Here is a 17,961-nt window from a genome sequence, read left to right as displayed (position 1 = left end):
TTTTAACAAGTTTTAAAGTTGATTAATACTCATCATTCACGAATAAATGCTAGTAAATCAGGATTAATCACATCCGCATTCACGGTGAGCATTCCATGTGAAAAGCCCTTATAAGTTTTTAAAGTTCCATTTTGGACGAGTTTGGCAGACAAAGCGCCAGAGTTTTCATAAGGTACGACTTGGTCATCATCACCATGCATAACCAATACTGGAACTGAGATCTTTTTTAAATCCTCTGTAAAATCAGTCTGCGAGAATGCAACAATCCCATCATAATGTGCTTTGGCTCCACCCATCATGCCTTGACGCCACCAATTCCAAATAATAGGTTGAGATGGCTCAACACCATCACGGTTGAACCCATAAAATGGTCCCGCTGGTAGGTTGTAATAAAATTCAGCACGATTTTTAAAGAGCTGATTTTGTAGATCATCAAATACTTCTTTTGGAAGTCCTTCAGGATTATTTTCCGTTTTTACCATAATGGGTGGAACTGCGCTAACCAATACAGCTTTTGCTACGTTCTCTTCACCATGACGTGCAATATAATGTGCAACTTCACCACCACCAGTGGAATGACCAATATGAATAGCCTTTTTCAAACCTAGATGTTTTACTACTGCCGCAACATCATCAGCATAATGATCCATATCGTGACCGTCCCATACTTGGCTAGAACGACCATGTCCTCGACGATCATGGGCCACCACACGGAAACCCTCATTTAAAAAGAATAATAATTGAGCATCCCAGTCATCAGAACTCAGTGGCCATCCATGATGGAAAAATAAGACTTGGGCATCTTTAGGCCCCCAGTCTTTGTAAAAAATCTCAACACCATCTTTTGTTGTAACGTATGCCATTGTTTGTTTCTCCTGTGCAAAACTTACGCATTTCGATTGCTAATGTATGTTCTAATCAATGTCAGTAAATTGGATAAATATGGCACTATCTCTTCAGATAGTTATTCAATACTAAGATTAAAGTTCACCTCAAGGTCAATGCTTTTAGTCAGCTTTTGATTGCAAAAATGTAAGTTTAAAAATTGAATTTTATTTAATCGGTCTGTTGATTATTGAATAGAAAAAGATTTATTTACACACCACTATTTCCTATCAAATTTTATTTACACATTTCCTACAACTCTTCAAATTATTTTCTAACTTTTAATTTATTAGAGTTGACATTAAAGTTAGCTTTAATCTTATAGTCATCTTAACGAGTTCCATATTCATGTAGACATTAATCGTTGTCTTCATATCGTGAGGTGAAAAATGAATGCTTTAAATAAAACCCACCCAACTGAAAATTTGAATAAAATTTTGGATCAACAACGCCAAGCTTTTCTCCAATCAGAGCCACCAACTTTGTTTCAAAGAAAAGCTAATCTAAAAAAATTACGTGATGCAGTGCTTGCACATCGCACAGAATTGCAGACCGCCGTAAGTGAAGATTTTGGACATCGTTCACATCATGAAACGGATGTGATGGAGTTGGTGGGTATCATTCAATCTATAGATTACCTGACTAAAAACTTAGGTCGTTTTATGAAAGCTGAACGTCGCCATGTCAGTTTATTTTATCGTTCAGCGACTGCCCGTGTGGAATATCAACCTAAAGGTGTCATTGGTGTCATGGCACCGTGGAATTACCCTATATCATTAACATTGATTCCATTGGCTACTGCTTTAGCTGCTGGAAATCGAGCTATGTTAAAACCATCAGAATTAACACCTCGCACTAGTGATGTCATTTATCGAATGTTGGCAAATACATTTCAAATAGATGAGGTTGCAGTTGTTCTTGGAGGGCCTGAAATTGGTGCGGAATTTAGTGCTTTGCCCTTCGATCATCTTTTATTTACAGGCAGTACACCTGTTGGTCGTAAAGTAATGAAAGCCGCAAGTGATAATCTTGTCCCGCTTACGCTTGAGTTAGGTGGGAAAAGTCCTGTGATTGTCGCTAAAGGTCATGTTAATCCAAGAACTTTGACGAGCATCACTTATGGAAAATTGTCTAATGCGGGGCAAACTTGTGTTGCACCAGATTACGCTTTGATACATGAAGATGATCTAGAAGCATTTATTAATGAATACGATGAAACAGTAAAAAAATTCTATCCAAATGGGCCTGATACCGTGGATTACACCTCCATTGTGAATGAACGACATTACAGCCGTTTGCAAAATCTGATTCACGATGCTGAGAAAAATGGTGCACGTATTGTTCAAGTAGGTATGAGACCTGAATCTGCAATCAATCGACCACGTACACTAACCCCAACGCTTGTTATTGGTGCAAAAGATGATGATGCCATTATGCGAGAAGAGATATTCGGTCCAATTCTTCCTGTTCGTACATATCGAAGTGTTGATGAAGTAATTAACTATATTAATGCGAGAGATAGACCTTTAGCACTTTACTATTTTGGTGAAAAAGGTGCAGATTGCAAAAAAATACTACGTCGTACCACATCAGGGAATGTAGGCATTAACAATACCCTTATCCATGTTGCACAAGATGATCTTCCATTTGGCGGAGTAGGCCCAAGTGGCATGGGTGCTTATCATGGGATAGAGGGCTTTCGCTCTATGAGTCATGCCAAAGGCGTATTTGATCAAGGTCGGTGGAACTTTCCAAGTCTGCTGCATGCACCTTTTGGTAAGTTCATAGCATTTGCCTTAGCGATCACTTTAGGTAAGAAATCATCTCCTCATTAATTTTTATTCAGAAATTGACAATCCCCTTTCCAACACTCAACCTATTTAAGACATGATAAGGAAAAGACATTTATGAAATGTATTACATTTAACGGTGCAGGCGGTCCTGAAGTTATTGCCGTAAGTGAACGACCTATTCCTGAGCTAAGCGATGATGGTGTCTTAATCGAAGTGGTTGCAGCAGGCATTAACGGCCCAGATGTGATGCAACGTCAAGGGTTATATGCCCCACCTCCTGGTGTAACAGACATCCCAGGTTTAGAGGTTTCGGGGGTAGTTAAAGAAGTAGGCGCATCTGTTCATAAGTTCAAAGTTGGTGATGAAGTATGTGCTTTGGTACCAGGCGGTGGTTATGCTGAATATGTGGTTGCACATCAAGATAATGTTTTATTTATTCCAGAAGGTTTAACCTTGGTAGAAGGTGGAATTTTGCTTGAAACCTTTATGACAGTTTGGTCTCACCTGTTTCAACATGCAAAATTTAGAGAAAATAGTTCTATTCTGATTCATGGTGGTACTTCAGGTATTGGAACCACAGCAACCATGTTGACACGAGCCTTTGGCGCAACTCAAATTTTTACAACAGTTTCTAGTGCCGCACACCAACAAGCAAGTTTAGAAATTGGCGCTGATGTTGCCATTAATTATAAGCAACAGGATTTTGTTGAAGAAGTTAAAAAGCATACCAATGGTCATGGTGTTGACTTTGTCTTAGATATTATTGCAGGCGATTATATTCAGAAAAACTATGAAGTTGCAGCGATGAATGGCACTATTTTACAAATTGGTGTCTTGAAAGGGCTTGCAGAGAAAGTCAACATTTTCCCAATGTTGGCAAAACTTCTTACGCATACTGGCGCAACGTTACGTTCTCAATCTGCTACAGCCAAAGCTGAAGTTATGTCTGCCCTTCAGGAAAAAGTTTGGCCTTTAATTTCAAAAGGACAACTCAAACCGATACTTTATCAATCCTTTGATCTTGAAAATGCCCGTCAAGCTCATGAATTATTACAGCAAGGAAAACACGTTGGAAAATTAGTTCTAATTGTTAAAAAGTGATGGTTTAAACTCTGTCTCAAAGCGTTAAGAGTTTGGCTCTTAACGCTTTATTTATGAAAATGCAGAATTACATACTATAGCAAGTGTATAACCAATAAAATCAGAAATAGCACTGCGACTACAGCATTCACTTTCAATATCTTTTTAGGCGAATAGGTCAATAACAATCCGACCGCCAAAGCTGCAAAGCTAATGCACCCTAACCATTCTGAAAGTCCAATTGAAATGCCTTTAAAGTATGCAGTGAATCCCGCAGATACAATCAGCAAGCCCCAACCTACAATTTGAAATAAACGACAATTTTGTTGACTGACTGGACTTGAGAAAATCTCACGTTGGTGCTTCGCCATCGTACAGGCCAGACTCGACAATCCAACCACACAAACACACCACAATAACAAAGCAGTCATTCTATAGACTCCTGTGCATTCTTGTTTTTAGGCTGCGCTTTTTTCTTGATCGGTAAGCCTTGATAACGTTTTAGCTTGTAGTAAGCGTAAATAAAGATCAGTCCTAAAGTGATCGATACCAGATCAAAACTTGCAATCATCCATTGACCAAGATAGATACTTTTCCAGAGTGGCATACCTCCAGTTAAGACATTGAGTATTGGAATCAATAAAAACATGACCGCAGCCAAAGCGAGTTGATCCAACCATGCAGGACGATGTTGACGAATCGCAGCATGGACTAAACACAATAACCATGCGATAAAAAATGCCTTAATTTCAATGGGTGAACGTTCAATAATTTGAGCTGGAATCAGTCGATTGGCAAAGAAATATGAAGCACAAGCAATTGGTAATCCTGTAATCGCTGCAATATTTAATACTTCAACTACACGATGCCCGACAGGTTTGTAGCCCAACTTTTGGACATCTGGTGCGCGTTTAACCACCCATAGAATAAGTCCAGATGCGATCATCATCGTACCTAACACACCTGATAAAAATAACAACCAACGTAAAACTGAATCTACGCCATGTGCCATATGAAGCCATGTCACTAAGGTATAAATCGCTTTTGGAGTTGAATTGACAGGTTTCGCCTCGTCTATTTCTCGACCAGTTACCGCATTGAATTTTAATGACGGGATACTTTCTCGATCCATTAACGTTGTGGTACGCATAGCGTTATATTGTATTTCGGCTTCTACAGTATTGGGTTTATTGACCCTGATCGAAGAGATGGGATTGTTTAACCAACTGTGTTGAACAGTCTTCGTCAACGCAGTTAAATTAACCATTTCTGCCGCCTCGACAGGCTTATTTTCTTGCACTGATTCAACACGACCACCGCCACGATTTCCTCGTCCTGTCAGCAACCCTTTTTGTTTTTGTTCTTCCAGTAAACGGGCTTGTTCAGGTGTTTGAGCAACAGGTTGATTGAGAATCTGATAGAAACTGCGCACATCGCCATAATGTGTATTCATCGCCCAAGGCATAAACAAATGCATCAGCAGCAATAAACCACTAAAAGTAATCATGATGTGAAAAGGTAAAGCAAAAACCGCCGTCGCATTATGCGCATCCAGCCATGAACGTTGCCCTTTGGCAGGTCGGAAAGTAAAAAAATCTTTGAAAATCTTTTTATGCGTGATAATCCCGCTAATGATGGCAACAAACATAAATAAAGTTGCCACACCTACGATCCAGCGTCCCCAAATACGCGGCATGCCATATAGCTCAAAATGGAAACGATAGAGAAAAGCTCCACCTCTAGTTTCTCTCGCCTTAATCTCTTGGCCTGTTTGAGTATCTAAGTAAATCTCTCCACCACGTCGTCGTTCTTCACCGGCTTGGCGGATATTCAGCATAATGGCGGGTTGTCTTTCATTGGCAAAACGAATATTCCAACTCTCGGCATTTTGACCTTTCTGATTCAAATAAGCCAAGGCATGGCTAAGTTGTTGTTGCTGTGAAACTGTATTCACAGATTGGTGTAGCTCTGGTTTCATCCAAACAGTAATTTCATTTTGGAAGAAGCTCAACGTTCCTGTTAAAAATACTGCATATAACAACCAACCTAACAGTAAACTCGCCCAAGTATGCAGCCAAGACATCGATTGGCGTGGTCCCTCATTTTTACCATCAACACGCATGATGTCATCCTTGTAACGATAAATAGATCAGTGTCATCAATACACTCGGCAGTACTACAGAGAGCCAGACTTTAAGCGTTGAATTGACCATAAAGACCCAAATGAACAAAGCACAATGAATGATAAAAGCCAGCATGGTGACGCTTAAGACCGCATTTGCTTTTAAAGGTTCAGTCGGAAATAAAAATACAATCAGCATTGCTGTGATCGCTGAAAAGTAATAACCACCAAAAATTGCTAAGACAAAGCGAGATAAGACCATCAAACGATATTTAATTAACGCTGATCGTTGAATAGTCTTTTTGGAGATGGTCTTAGTGGCGACGAAGGGAATTGATGCTTCAATAGTCATAACGATACCAATAGTGGTGACGACTATTCAGGATCATCCCCACCTTAATCTATGATTAAAAAATTGCTTGGAGCATACACAAAACTAATAAAAATAACAATAATGATAATTATTATCACAAGTAAATGATTCAATTTTATGCATTCAGTATGTACAGATCGACATAAACTATTTGCTCCACATCCAGATCAAGACTACAGCCATACATGCAATGAGAGGATATACCACCCAAGGATGCGGAATGGTCCAGATCATAAGACCTGCAGCGACACTCATACTCACCGTTGACATATATTTTGCTTTTTTAGGTATGCGACGATTTTCCCTCCATTCTTTTATGATCGGACCGATAAAACGATGGTTTAACAACCATTGATGAAGCTTTTCTGATCCCCTCGCCGCAAAGAAGACTGCCAATAAAATAAAATCGACGGTTGGTAAACCGGGAATAAAAATCCCGAGCACTCCCAAAGCAATGCATAACCAAGCGAGACATATAAATAACATGCGCCACCAAATCGAACGTGCAACTTTACTTTCTGATGATGGTGCGGAAGTTAGTTCCATATTTAACTTATTCTCTGTGTGATCCATATGTTTCATACTCAGTTAGGCATAGTTTGATGAGTTAAGTGCTTTAAGAATTTTCTAATCTTTGCTGTGTATTTCCCCAATCTGGATAAATAAAAATTGCTTCTCAAAGATTTAGTGCATTTCATCCAATCGATTGAGTGCGTTACCAAAATAACCAAAAGCATCTAAAGCACCTTGGATCACACGGTCTTGCTGAGATTGATCAAAGCCTGTCTCATCCAAAGCTTGTACAAAACGTTTCCACACCTTGGCACGTCCTTCGGGATAGGCAGCAAGATTTCGAGCAGCAAAAGTTTCAGAAAAACCTAAATGCTTTTGTGCTTCTTTAAATAAAAAGGCTGCACCTAAAGTTGAACCCTCCGAAACGTAGATCCAACCTAATGCTTCAGGCATTTCGACATTTTTACTTTGTAATGGCTCGCCTTTGGGTTGTAGCCCCAAGTCTTGCAAATCTGCCAGTGCTTGTTGAGAACGTCCACGAATCCCTAAATCCGGAATGAGTTCCGCCACGCCTTGCTTTTCGAAAAGATGTTCAATCTCTTTCTGAAAGTAGTATTGTGACAAGGTGAATTGCGTATATCGCTCTTTACTCGAAAATACCGCTGCTTCAGCCATCAATTTGTGCATACGTTCATGTTCAGTTGCGGTTTCATGTTTTAAACGTTGGGACAATTGATTAGCAATCATCTGTTCTGTTGCTGCATTCATTTTCTTTCTCCTAAAAATAGATAGCATGGATGGTTCAACGATTCCGACTGAGTTTAAGTTGGACTGGGAAGTCCACGACCACGGCCACTGCTCGACCGTTCACTTGATAAGGTTTAAATTTTGATTTAAGTGCAGCTTGTATGACACGTTGATCCAAGCTGCTGATGCCTGAGCTTTGTTGTAGTTGAATATCTGTCGCCTGACCGTTTTCATTAATACGTATACGAAGTTCAACCGTGCGATCTTGTTGTTTTAGTTCACGATCCTCATAGCTTAGTTTTGCAAAACTTAATACATCTACACGACTCACTTGTAATGGTTCATTTGGGGCGACTTGGCTATCTGGAGCACGTGCAAGTTCCTGTTGTGTCGCGGGTGTCATCACTCCACCAGCGTTGGAATGGCTCTCTCCTTGTTGTTTTGATACATTTGGGTTTTGCTCCGATGTGAGCTGTTGTTCGATCTTTTTTGTTTTTAAGGTCAGATCTTTATTCAGGGATGGCTTTGAATCTACAGATACTTGAGTTGGGGTAGCTTGCTCATTTTTATGATTATGTTTTGGCTGGCTATCTGATATCACACGATCAGCATGTGTGCTGCTGAGTGTGCGAGTATTTGCGGCGGGTTTGGATGATACAGTTGCATTTGAACTCTCTGATACGCTTCGTTTTTGCTTCTCTGACTTGATTGCAACAGCACTTTGTCCAGACGATCGTGGTGATGATTGTTCGGCACTGGACAATGAAACGAAATGCACTTTTAATGCATTCACTTTAGGTGCGCTATCCAATGTATACGGTTCTATCAGATGGCTGAGCAACCACAATGCTGCAATATGCAAAAGCATGACCGTACCTACAACGCCCCATTTCCCGAAATGATGAGGATGCAATTCAGAGAAGCGAGGAAATTGTTGTTTATAACTTGGAGATAGATTTTTTAATTTCATCAGCCTCTCCTAGAAACGGTGTTCGAGTTTCAGGCTGACATTGTGCTTGTCATAAGTGTACAACCAGTCCACATTGCTATCATTGTGGTTATAACGATAAGTTAAATTCGGCGTTACGCCATAAAATTTGAAGCGTGGCATTTGCACAACAAACGTATAATTTTGTTCAAAATCATGTCGTCTTGCTTCATAAACCTTTGCGTATTTATCAAACTGTCGCCAACGATAAGAACTTAATAATGTTGTATTAATTCCAATATTCCATGGTTTGCTTATACCTAGACGAATTCCTTGTTGCTGGTAAGCCGCGGTATATTGTTCTTGTGTCGAACGATCAAGGAGGTCGAGTCCACCAAAGAATGTCCATTGTTCTGGTAAAATTTTCCAAAAAGTCGCCAGTACCGAACGCTCTTGCCCATTAAGTGTTTTATAGGTGTGATAATCAAAATCTTTAATTTCTGCTTCAAGTTTGAGTGCTTTATCTCCTGAAATAAATCGCATCCATTCAATCCGTCCGCCCCAAGCATCGTACAAACTCTCGTTGCCATAACGTTTGTGTTCAAATAGTGGACTGAAATTAATTTGGTTTTTTAAATCGTAATAGCTATAACCTGCATTTACGTTGAGGGTGGATTCGTTATAATTGCTTTGGTTATCGTAGGACTGTCCATAAGCTAGAGCACGTAGTGCAACACCATGATTTTCTTTGATGGAAAAACGTTTGATCAGGCTTACGTCATAATCTATACCATTTGCTGAAACTGCTTTTGGACTTCCTCGTGTAATTTGAGCTGGGATAATGTTGCCATCTTTATCCATGCCATACAGCGTCCAAGTTTTGCTTTGTTCTGATGAACTGTTTAGATTGCTCGCATAAGTCGGACCTATAGCAATAGAACCTTGCCATGCATCTCGTTGAGCAAGCGCTTTGACGAAAAGCTGAACCGTTTTTTGTACTTCTGGTGGAATGACACTGTGATCACTTTGTTCTAATTTATTTTGAATCGTTATAAAAAGGTGTGCTGCCTCTTTGTTCTTCTGTTGTTCAAACAGCACACGCGCTAACTCGAGTTCACAAATCAGATTGTTCGGTTGTTTATTTAAACTGCTTTGGAATTTTTGTTCAGCCAGTTTTAGTTGTCCCTGAGCACGTGCCAATGCACCTTCAGCGAAATCAGTTAAAGCCTGATCATACTCAGGATAGTTTTGATAATGCACTAAATAGATTTGAACATTTACCCAGTGTTTTTGCATAACCGCTAGATATAGCGCTTTGGCTAGATCATCTTGGTTCTTCTCTACGACATAGACTTTTCCGTTGATTTGGAGTTCAGGTAGTTTTTCAGTGCTCCGAATCGTGCCTTGTGCTTGTAGTGAACGTTGTTGTTGTAATAACTGCTGATCAAGGCTCTGATTTAGGCGAAGTTGAGTGTCATCATCTGCATAGAGTGATGTATTTCCCCATAAAGCCAAGCAACACAGCAATGTTCGTTTCATATCAACCGCAAACCAAAATGTAAAATCATCAACGCATAAAAAACAAAAGGAACCTACAGATGTAGATTCCTCTCGCCACGATTAGTTTTTCGCACCGCCAAATGCAGTGTTATAAGATGCGTTATTAAACTCGGCGATACCTGCCAAAGCTGCAGCATTTGCACCAAAGAAATGTCCTTGGACAATACCTGTATTATTTAACCCAGCTGTACCATTGGCGCTTGCTGCACCAGCAAACTCAGCAGTACCTGGATTAAATGTCACACCATTCAATGTTAAGTTTGAAACCGCTGTACCTGTTCCATTTAAAGAACCTTCAAGCGTCCCCGTACCAAAATTCGCAGTGAAATTACCAGTTAACAGATTCGTCGCAGATCCATTAATCCCTGCAACGGTATAAGTTGCAGTACCTGCTGTTGGTACGGTGGTATTGCTATTGTCACCCGCATAATAAACCGTATGGCTCGCACTCGCTGCTGTATCGCCAGCCTTCCACCACTCACCAAAATATACTTCCTGCGTACCCACCTGACCAAAATTAAAGTTACCTAAAGCACTATGTGAAGGTGGCATAGCCGATACAGGAATGTGCGAAATATTGAAGCTCTTGCTACCCACCGTGACATTGGTATTACTGGTACCTTGTGCAGCAAATGCTTGTGCCAAGCCTTTTAATGAACTAAAACCTGTAAATGCATTGTATGGTGCGCCTGCTGCTTCTATTGATATGGCTGCTACACCGTCTGGATGGCTAGCATTTGCAGCCGCGCCGATTCTGATGTTTGCTTCATTGCTAGAAGCACCATCAATGGCTGCATGAGAAAATACAGCAGAACATGCGACTAGACCGATGAACAGTTGAGAGATTTTCATTTATTGTTACTCCATTTATTTGAAGATAAGTTATTGTTTCAATGAGGATAACGTTATCGTTATCATGTCGTTGTATGAGCAGTTGAATCTATAAAACTGCTTTTTAGTTATGTAAATAATAATCATTCAAATCTATTATTTACGCCTATCTAATCCCAACTCACCAAAAGCAGGAATTAAATTCTGAGTTAAAACTTAGTGGTCCAACTGATTTTAAGGGTGCGACCAGGTGCGGCCATCGCACTCCGAGTAAGCGGATCGATATAAAATTGGTTTGAAAGATTATTTCCTACAAACTCAACGGTGTTGTAGGTATCTACTTGATAACGTGCATAAGCATCAAAAATCCATGTATCGTCCCATGCCAAAGGAACATTGAGGTAATAGCCTTTATTGACGCTATCATCATTGTTTTTACGCAGTGGGCTTTCATAAGCTTTATAGAAAGTTGCACGTGCCCCAAGTTCAAGCGCTTCATCAAAGAAACGTGCGCCGAACAATGCATGTGCACTGAGTTCTGGTGTAGACATTGTCACCAGATAACCATTTGGAAAGCCGTCATCGACGCAGCGTTGGTAAGCATCACGGAATTGAATGCCATGATCTGTTTGCACAACGCCACTATTGATCATCCTGTCAATTGCACTATTGCTATCACAGACCTCATTTTTGAGGTTATAAGCCAAACTTAAATCTGTGAAGAAAGCACCATTGTCAAAACGGCTTTGCAGTTCTAAACCTGAAAGTTTTTGCTCATCCATGTTGGTAAAAATCAGATTTTGATTTCGCTCAATCACGTTTTTGGTCTTGTTGTAGTAATACGCCAACTTAAAGTCAGCATTGCGTGCTGAACTGAACCAGTCACGCATATCATAGACATAACCCACTTCATAGTTAAAAGCATGTTCAGGTTTAACAGCTTGATAAGGCATCATTGCGGAAAAACCGACAGTGCTTTCAAATAAACTCGGCAAACGATATTCTTCAGCATATCGTGCATAGAGTCGGTTATTTTCGGTCAGTTGAATCGCTGCACTTAACTGAGGCGCCCAACCGCTATCTTTAACTTTGTTTACAGATTCAATTGGAACTTGTTCAATTACAGCGGGCTTAAAGCCATTTCCGATTACTACATATTTCTGATCTAAAGCGTTCAGTTGATCCAAAATGTTGTCAGCCAAAGCCAAATGACCATTTGGATCTGCTTTCCATGTCAACGTATTGATTTGTGACCAAATTCGGCTATATAAGTTTGTCTCTGATGCAGGTACCGTCTCTAAGCGGCCATCCCAATCAGGATTGCTCGTTGCATAGCGTTGCGATAGTAGGTTGATCATGCGCTGCTGCTGAGCATCATAACTTTCAGGCATAGTTCGATATTCAAAACTATATTCTTTGAGTCTATTTTTCTTGGTAAATAATGGATTGAGCGTAGGATCAACCCCATCGCGTATTGATTTATTTAAGAAGTCATCAAAAGCCCAATAAGACCGGTAACGCATACCCGCATCGAAGCTTAACCAAGACAAGGGACGATAATTAAAATTAAAATCAAAAGTTTTCTCTTCACGTCGTCCAGCACGCGGTAAAGCTTGGTATAAGGAATAGCTTGAACCATGATCACCATAGACATCATCAGATGTCAGCTTTTCTTTTAAGAAACTTCCACCCAACGTCAAATCAAGTTGATCAGTTAAATGTGCTTTATTGCTCACTGTAATGCCCTTGCGGGTATTATCTGAATGACTGACTGCGGTATTAATAATTTTGTTATCACGAAAGTCTATCGTGGTTGGCCAGCCACCACGAGTATAAGTCTGACTTTCAGTATCGGTTTGCCAAACATTGGCATAAAAATCGACCCACTGATTGCTTTCAGGTTTAAATTTGTATTCCAAACTGTACGCTTTTGAACGGATATCACTGAGGGGCCATTGAGGTACACCCAAATCAGGTGTTATTCCCCATTGAATACGAGATGGCATGATTTCGCCAAACTTATTTTTAGTATCTCGATAAGTGAGTTTTAAGGTTTGGAAATCTGTAGGTCGATAGGTTCCTTTGAAAAGCCAAGATTCCATCTGGCTAGATGTATTTGGAACTTCATCACCCGGTTTGTAAGCATGTGCAAAATATGGAATAAAATCGAAATTGTCATTATTGGGTTCAGCACGTTTGTAATAACCCGCACCGTGTGTTCCTGAAAAATAATTGCCACGTTCACGTACAGCATAAACAGCCAATAAATCGAATTGATCTTGCTTCATTGCCAGTGCGAGTCGACCGGCCAAATCATCGCCAGAGAAATTAGAGTTATCTTTTCGGGTTCTATTTTTCTTGTAAAAATCAGGATCATATCGGGCGCGATCTATTTCAATCCATGGTGTTGTCTCACTATAATCACGACCCACTTTACTCATGTCGGGTAGCGATGGATCTATTGAATTGGTTGAGCCTTCTACTTTTAATTCAGCACCAAAGGTTTTTCCTGCACGGACAATATCATCAGCTTCAAGTGTTTTTACCAACACCCCACCACCAACAGATGTTGTGGCATTACGTTCTAGTGAAGCTCCTTTGATGACCTCGATACCAGCAATCAAGTTCGGATCAATATAGTTCCGATTGTTAACACCGTTATACCCTCGCCAAACAGCGACCGATTGCTCTGTTCCATCAATGGTTAATGGTACTCTACCAACACCTTGCACACCGCGAACACTTGGATCAAGTGCGCCGCTATTCCGCGCATCACCACTATACACCCCGACCATACCTTGTAATACATCAGCAGGATTTGTACCTTTAAAACGCTCTACATATTCTTTACCTGCATACACTGAAGAATGATTTGCGTCATAAACCTTGTTATAACCTTGTGTATCACGATCTTCTTGACCGTAGACAACGATGGGAGCTAAACGAGCTGAGGCTTCATTCATTGAATCGCGCTGATCACTCATAGGAGAAACTGAAGCAACTTGATTGGCCGTTAATGGTGGTGCTTTTTTTGTGAGTGTATAGCCTTGCCCAACTTTCACAGCATAAAATTCTGTGTTCATAAGAATATGTTGAAAGCCTTGCTCTATGGAGTAACTTCCTTTTAAGCCAGTACTATTTTTGCCTTTTAACTGTTGTGCATCGATTGCAATCGAAGTGCCCGATTGTTCTGCAAATTGATTTAATACATTTGCCACTGTACCTGCTGAAATATTATAAGATTTGGCATTTGTCGTTGCTGCATATGCAGAATGTAACGGTAAGGCTATACTCCCGATTCCCACGGTATAGATTGCAAGCGCAAGCTTTGATAGTTGAAACAGACTGTTTCTCTGTTGCTGGCCATTTCCCAAGTTTTCCATTACACACCCCAGTAAATAGAAATAAGAATCATTCAACATAAACAATTAAAATGATCCAAATTTATTGCTTCTATTTACTATGACGAACAAGTAAGAAAAAAGTGGAACCAAAAAATTAAAAAAATGTGCTAAGTCGTCACAAAAATCACATAAGGCGTAATTTGATATATTTTTAATTGAGGAAAAACTGCGCCGAGTAGCTTAAGTGCGTCTTGTGTTTGGTCTAGTGGTAATACAGCATTAACTTGTATCTTATTCAGTGCTGAATCATTAAAAATAATTTTTCCTTTGTAGTTCTGATCCAAGGCTTTTAGCACCTGATTCAGTGGTAGATCTTCAACCATCAGTTGATGTTTATTCCACTTTTGCTGCTCATTATAGCGATTTAGTACTGAAATTGGTGTTAAGCCATTTTGATCTATTCCAATCGTTTGCCCTGCTTCCACTATTGCTTGATTGACTTTATTTACAGGTGTTGTCTTGGATGGTTTGGCTCTCACTTGAACTTTTGAATGTAGCATTTTTAATGCTGTTATCTCGGGTTGATATGCAACACTAAAAGCTGTTCCAAGTGCCTGTATTTGTCCATGAGATGTTTTGACAATAAAAGGTCGATGCTGATCTTTAGCAACATCAATAAATATTTCCCCTTGCACCAGCTCAACCACTCTTTGGTCAGACTTAAAATCAATATTGACTGCACTTTTGCCACGAAGAATGATTTGTGAGCCATCTTGTAATGTTTGAGTGGTCCACTGGCTAGAATTACTGCGAATATCCGCAGCAATATAACCTAGCGATGTATCTGATAAATATAATGTACCAATACCCAAAGTGCATAGGGCGATTGCAAATGCTGTACCAGTTCGAATATTTTTATAAACCTTTCCTGATCCCAGCCCAGCTTTGAGTGCCGATTTGGTAATTTTTTTATGATGATTATGTGATAACTTTTGAATCGAACCGAGACAGCGTTCAATATCGTTGGCAATCTTTTGATGTTGCTGACTATTTTTTTTCCATTGTTTGAATTGTACTTCTGCATTACGACGAGTCACCTCATCATCCGCGCTTAATTGAACAATCCATTGTGCTGCCTCTTCAACCAATTGCTGGTTATGATTCTTTGTCATTTAAACCAACACATCCATATCCATTCGGGTTTGATAGCACTGTACCAAACAACTGGCCAAATACTTTTGGATCATCTTGGTCGAAACACCGAGTTTTTCAGCCGTTTCTTTATGGGTATAACCCTCTAAATAATGCAAGATAAAAGCCTGTTGCGCTTTCTCAGAGACCGCTTCTAATGCTTTGCATAACTGATGAATTGCTTGAATGATTTGCACCTGTTCTTCGGGAGAAACAACTGCATCGAGCATGTATTCCATTTCACTCAAACCATCTAGATACGCTTGTTCAATTCTTTTCCGTCGTACTTGATCGATCAATAAATTTTTCGCAATTGAAGTCAAATATGCTTTTGGTTCTTTGACACCCAACAACTCATCGCGCGTCTGAAGGATTTTAATAAATGTATCTTGAACTAAATCAGCAGCTTGCTCAGAACTTCCAATTTTCTTTCGCAGCCAATGATGAAGCCACCCGCTATGGTTTCTGTATAATTCATCAACGAGTATCGGGTTTTTGTTCACAATCATTGACTCAAAAACAAAGTATTTACAAATGATAATAATTATCATTTGTAAAATCAAGAAAGAATAAGAATAAAGTTTTACTGCCTGCCTATTTTCACCGCAAATTAGTCTTAGTCTGATTGGCACTTATTTTGCTTAATTAGTATTACGTTTTATAAAAAATGTAATATTAAGAGGCAAACAATATGAGTTACGTTGCACGCGAACTCAGCCAAACCAACAAAGTGTTATTTGGTCTCGGGTCATTTTTAATACCAATTTTGTTATGGTGTGCTGTGAGTTATTTGCCATTTTTATGGCACCCACAAGTCAAAATTACGGATATAGGCAGCGTGGCATATCTACAGATTGATAGTCGTATTGCCAAAGAAGTGTTTTATTCTGAAGCACAAAGTGCTGTAGATCATGGTTTAAAACCACCTCAAGGAATCTTAGTCAACCCAATTTATTTGCCTGCTCCTCACGAAGTTGCCAAAGCGCTTGTTACAGCGTTTACGACGCCACCTGTTCAAGCCAATGCGCCGTGGTTTCATGAAAGTCTTTGGCACAGTATTAAACTGGTCTTCACTGCATTTTTTATCTCATCGCTCATCGGTATACCTTTGGGGATTTTATGCGGTTTTTCTAAGAAAATTTCACAACTTACAGAGCCGTTTGTTGAATTTTTCCGTTATTTGCCTGCCCCTGCCTTTGGTGCCTTAGCTGTTGCTATATTAGGTATCAATGATGCACCAAAAATAGCCATCATTATCATCGGTACGCTATTTCAACAGATACTTATTATTGCCAATACCACTCGATTGGTCGATCGCAGTTTGATTGAAGCAGGTTTTACCCTTGGCACGAACAAAACCAAGAGCTTATTTCATGTGGTGATTCCTGCTGCTTTGCCAGAGATTTATCGAGATTTAAGAGTTTTACTCGGTTGGGCGTGGACTTACTTGATCGTTGCTGAGTTGATTGGGAGCACATCAGGTATTACATGGTTTATCACCCAACAAGCGCGTTACCAAAATTTTGACAATGTTTATGCAGCCATTCTCATCATTGGTGTGATTGGTCTGATCTGTGATGTCATTTTAATGAAACTTGGACAGCAGCTTTTTAAATGGAAATCAGGAGCACACTAATGACAAATACCCATTTCAATGCTCGTGAATATTTTGATCATATTTATGAACGTGCTGTCATCTTAGAAGCGAAACAACTCACGCAAAGCTTCAAACACGGTAAAACTGAACGAACTGTTTTAAATCAAATTGATTTAAAGATTCATAAACGTGAGTTTATTTGTGTGATCGGTCCTTCTGGCTGTGGAAAGTCAACGTTCAGTCGGATTGTTGCTGGGCTTGATTCTTATTCAGGTGGAGAGATTTTGATTGATGGGCAACCGATCATGGGGCCTAGTCCTGAGCGTGGTATGGTGTTTCAAGGATATACATTGTTTCCGTGGAAAACCGTCAAAGAAAACGTGATGTTCGGCCCAAAAATGAAGGGACAAAGTGATAGTACGGCCGAGGCGCAAGCACGAGAATGGATTAATATTATCGGCTTAGAAAAGTATGAAAATCAGTATCCTCATCAACTCTCTGGAGGGATGAAACAACGTGTTGCGATTGCCAGAGCATTGGTGAATGAACCCAAAATTCTATTGATGGATGAACCCTTTGGCGCACTTGATCCGCATACTCGTCAGAAGATGCAACGGCACTTGATGGATTTATGGCAAAATATTGATATCACCATTATTTTTGTCACTCATGATATGGATGAAGCGATCTTACTGGCTGACCGTATCGTCGCACTGAAAGCCAATCCTGGTGAAATTAAAGAAATTATCGAAGTAGATTTACCTCGCCCACGTCATCCAGATCAAATGCTTTGCCCTGAATTTAAAGCATTGCGTCAACGTGTGGATCAACTGGTTCATGCCGATGAAGATCAACTCGATCCAGCACTCGAGGATTTGCCGTTAATTCCTCGTATGACTAAAGTAAGCGAAGATTGAAACGCTGATAGATCAATAAAGTAAAAAAATTTACAGCCCACTTACAAGAGTGGGTTTTTTATAGTGAAGTATTCATTGAT

The 17,961-nt window shown here is 39.9% G+C and carries 16 protein-coding genes; 4 read left to right on the top strand and 12 right to left on the bottom strand.

Annotated features, from left to right (window positions below; genetic code table 11):
- Window positions 1-32: 32 nt before the first annotated feature.
- A complete protein-coding gene (locus DS737_RS08295; RefSeq protein WP_113997282.1) occupies window positions 33-863 on the bottom strand; it encodes an alpha/beta fold hydrolase in 831 nt (276 codons plus the stop codon).
- A 411-nt stretch (window positions 864-1,274) separates the two neighbouring features.
- On the opposite strand from DS737_RS08295, the gene DS737_RS08290 reads away from it, so the two are divergent.
- A complete protein-coding gene (locus tag DS737_RS08290; RefSeq protein WP_113997281.1) occupies window positions 1,275-2,720 on the top strand; it encodes a coniferyl aldehyde dehydrogenase in 1,446 nt (481 codons plus the stop codon).
- 72 nt (window positions 2,721-2,792) lie between these two features.
- Window positions 2,793-3,779, top strand: coding sequence for an NAD(P)H-quinone oxidoreductase (locus DS737_RS08285; protein WP_113997280.1), 987 nt, complete (start codon window positions 2,793-2,795; stop codon window positions 3,777-3,779).
- Window positions 3,780-3,853: 74 nt separating this feature from the next.
- Here the strand turns inward: DS737_RS08285 and DS737_RS08280 are convergent, their stop codons facing one another.
- From DS737_RS08280 to DS737_RS08230, 11 genes are all read right to left on the bottom strand, one after another.
- Window positions 3,854-4,189, bottom strand: a complete 336-nt coding sequence (locus tag DS737_RS08280; RefSeq protein ID WP_005080672.1) for a DUF3325 domain-containing protein — start codon at window positions 4,187-4,189, stop codon at window positions 3,854-3,856.
- Entirely contained in the window at window positions 4,186-5,880 is a 1,695-nt protein-coding gene (locus tag DS737_RS08275; RefSeq protein ID WP_113997279.1) for a PepSY-associated TM helix domain-containing protein, read from the bottom strand. Before DS737_RS08275 ends, DS737_RS08280 begins: the two co-directional genes overlap by 4 nt.
- A gap of 4 nt (window positions 5,881-5,884) precedes the next feature.
- The gene (locus DS737_RS08270) at window positions 5,885-6,232 is read right to left on the bottom strand and encodes a hypothetical protein (protein WP_005090518.1); all 348 of its coding nucleotides are present in this window, start codon (window positions 6,230-6,232) and stop codon (window positions 5,885-5,887) included.
- Between the two features lie 168 nt (window positions 6,233-6,400).
- Window positions 6,401-6,826: a YbaN family protein gene (locus DS737_RS08265; RefSeq protein WP_113997278.1), complete on the bottom strand. Its 426-nt coding sequence runs from the start codon at window positions 6,824-6,826 to the stop codon at window positions 6,401-6,403.
- Between the two features lie 111 nt (window positions 6,827-6,937).
- Window positions 6,938-7,534, bottom strand: a complete 597-nt coding sequence (locus DS737_RS08260; RefSeq protein ID WP_113997277.1) for a biliverdin-producing heme oxygenase — start codon at window positions 7,532-7,534, stop codon at window positions 6,938-6,940.
- 34 nt (window positions 7,535-7,568) lie between these two features.
- Window positions 7,569-8,483 (bottom strand): energy transducer TonB, encoded by a 915-nt coding sequence (locus DS737_RS08255; RefSeq protein WP_113997276.1) that lies wholly within the window; start codon window positions 8,481-8,483, stop codon window positions 7,569-7,571.
- A gap of 9 nt (window positions 8,484-8,492) precedes the next feature.
- Window positions 8,493-9,980 carry a surface lipoprotein assembly modifier gene (locus tag DS737_RS08250; protein ID WP_113997275.1) on the bottom strand — a complete coding sequence of 496 codons (1,488 nt, stop codon included), beginning with the start codon at window positions 9,978-9,980 and terminating at the stop codon, window positions 8,493-8,495.
- Between the two features lie 81 nt (window positions 9,981-10,061).
- Entirely contained in the window at window positions 10,062-10,853 is a 792-nt protein-coding gene (locus tag DS737_RS08245; RefSeq protein WP_113997274.1) for a Slam-dependent surface lipoprotein, read from the bottom strand.
- A gap of 188 nt (window positions 10,854-11,041) precedes the next feature.
- A complete protein-coding gene (locus DS737_RS08240; protein ID WP_113997273.1) occupies window positions 11,042-14,215 on the bottom strand; it encodes a TonB-dependent receptor in 3,174 nt (1,057 codons plus the stop codon).
- Between the two features lie 128 nt (window positions 14,216-14,343).
- Window positions 14,344-15,348: a FecR family protein gene (locus DS737_RS08235; protein WP_008941389.1), complete on the bottom strand. Its 1,005-nt coding sequence runs from the start codon at window positions 15,346-15,348 to the stop codon at window positions 14,344-14,346.
- Entirely contained in the window at window positions 15,349-15,870 is a 522-nt protein-coding gene (locus DS737_RS08230; RefSeq protein WP_161401213.1) for a sigma-70 family RNA polymerase sigma factor, read from the bottom strand.
- A 188-nt stretch (window positions 15,871-16,058) separates the two neighbouring features.
- On the opposite strand from DS737_RS08230, the gene DS737_RS08225 reads away from it, so the two are divergent.
- Both DS737_RS08225 and DS737_RS08220 read left to right on the top strand, forming a co-directional pair.
- A complete protein-coding gene (locus tag DS737_RS08225; protein WP_113997272.1) occupies window positions 16,059-17,003 on the top strand; it encodes an ABC transporter permease in 945 nt (314 codons plus the stop codon).
- On the top strand, window positions 17,003-17,881 hold the full coding sequence (locus DS737_RS08220) for an ABC transporter ATP-binding protein (protein ID WP_004639185.1): 879 nt from the start codon (window positions 17,003-17,005) through the stop codon (window positions 17,879-17,881). Before DS737_RS08225 ends, DS737_RS08220 begins: the two co-directional genes overlap by 1 nt.
- The last annotated feature ends 80 nt before the right edge of the window (window positions 17,882-17,961 follow it).

Source organism: Acinetobacter haemolyticus (assembly GCF_003323815.1).
Lineage (GTDB): Bacteria > Pseudomonadota > Gammaproteobacteria > Pseudomonadales > Moraxellaceae > Acinetobacter > Acinetobacter haemolyticus.
The sequence above is the reverse complement of the archived record's forward strand: the minus strand, read 5'-3'. Positions and strand labels throughout refer to the sequence as shown.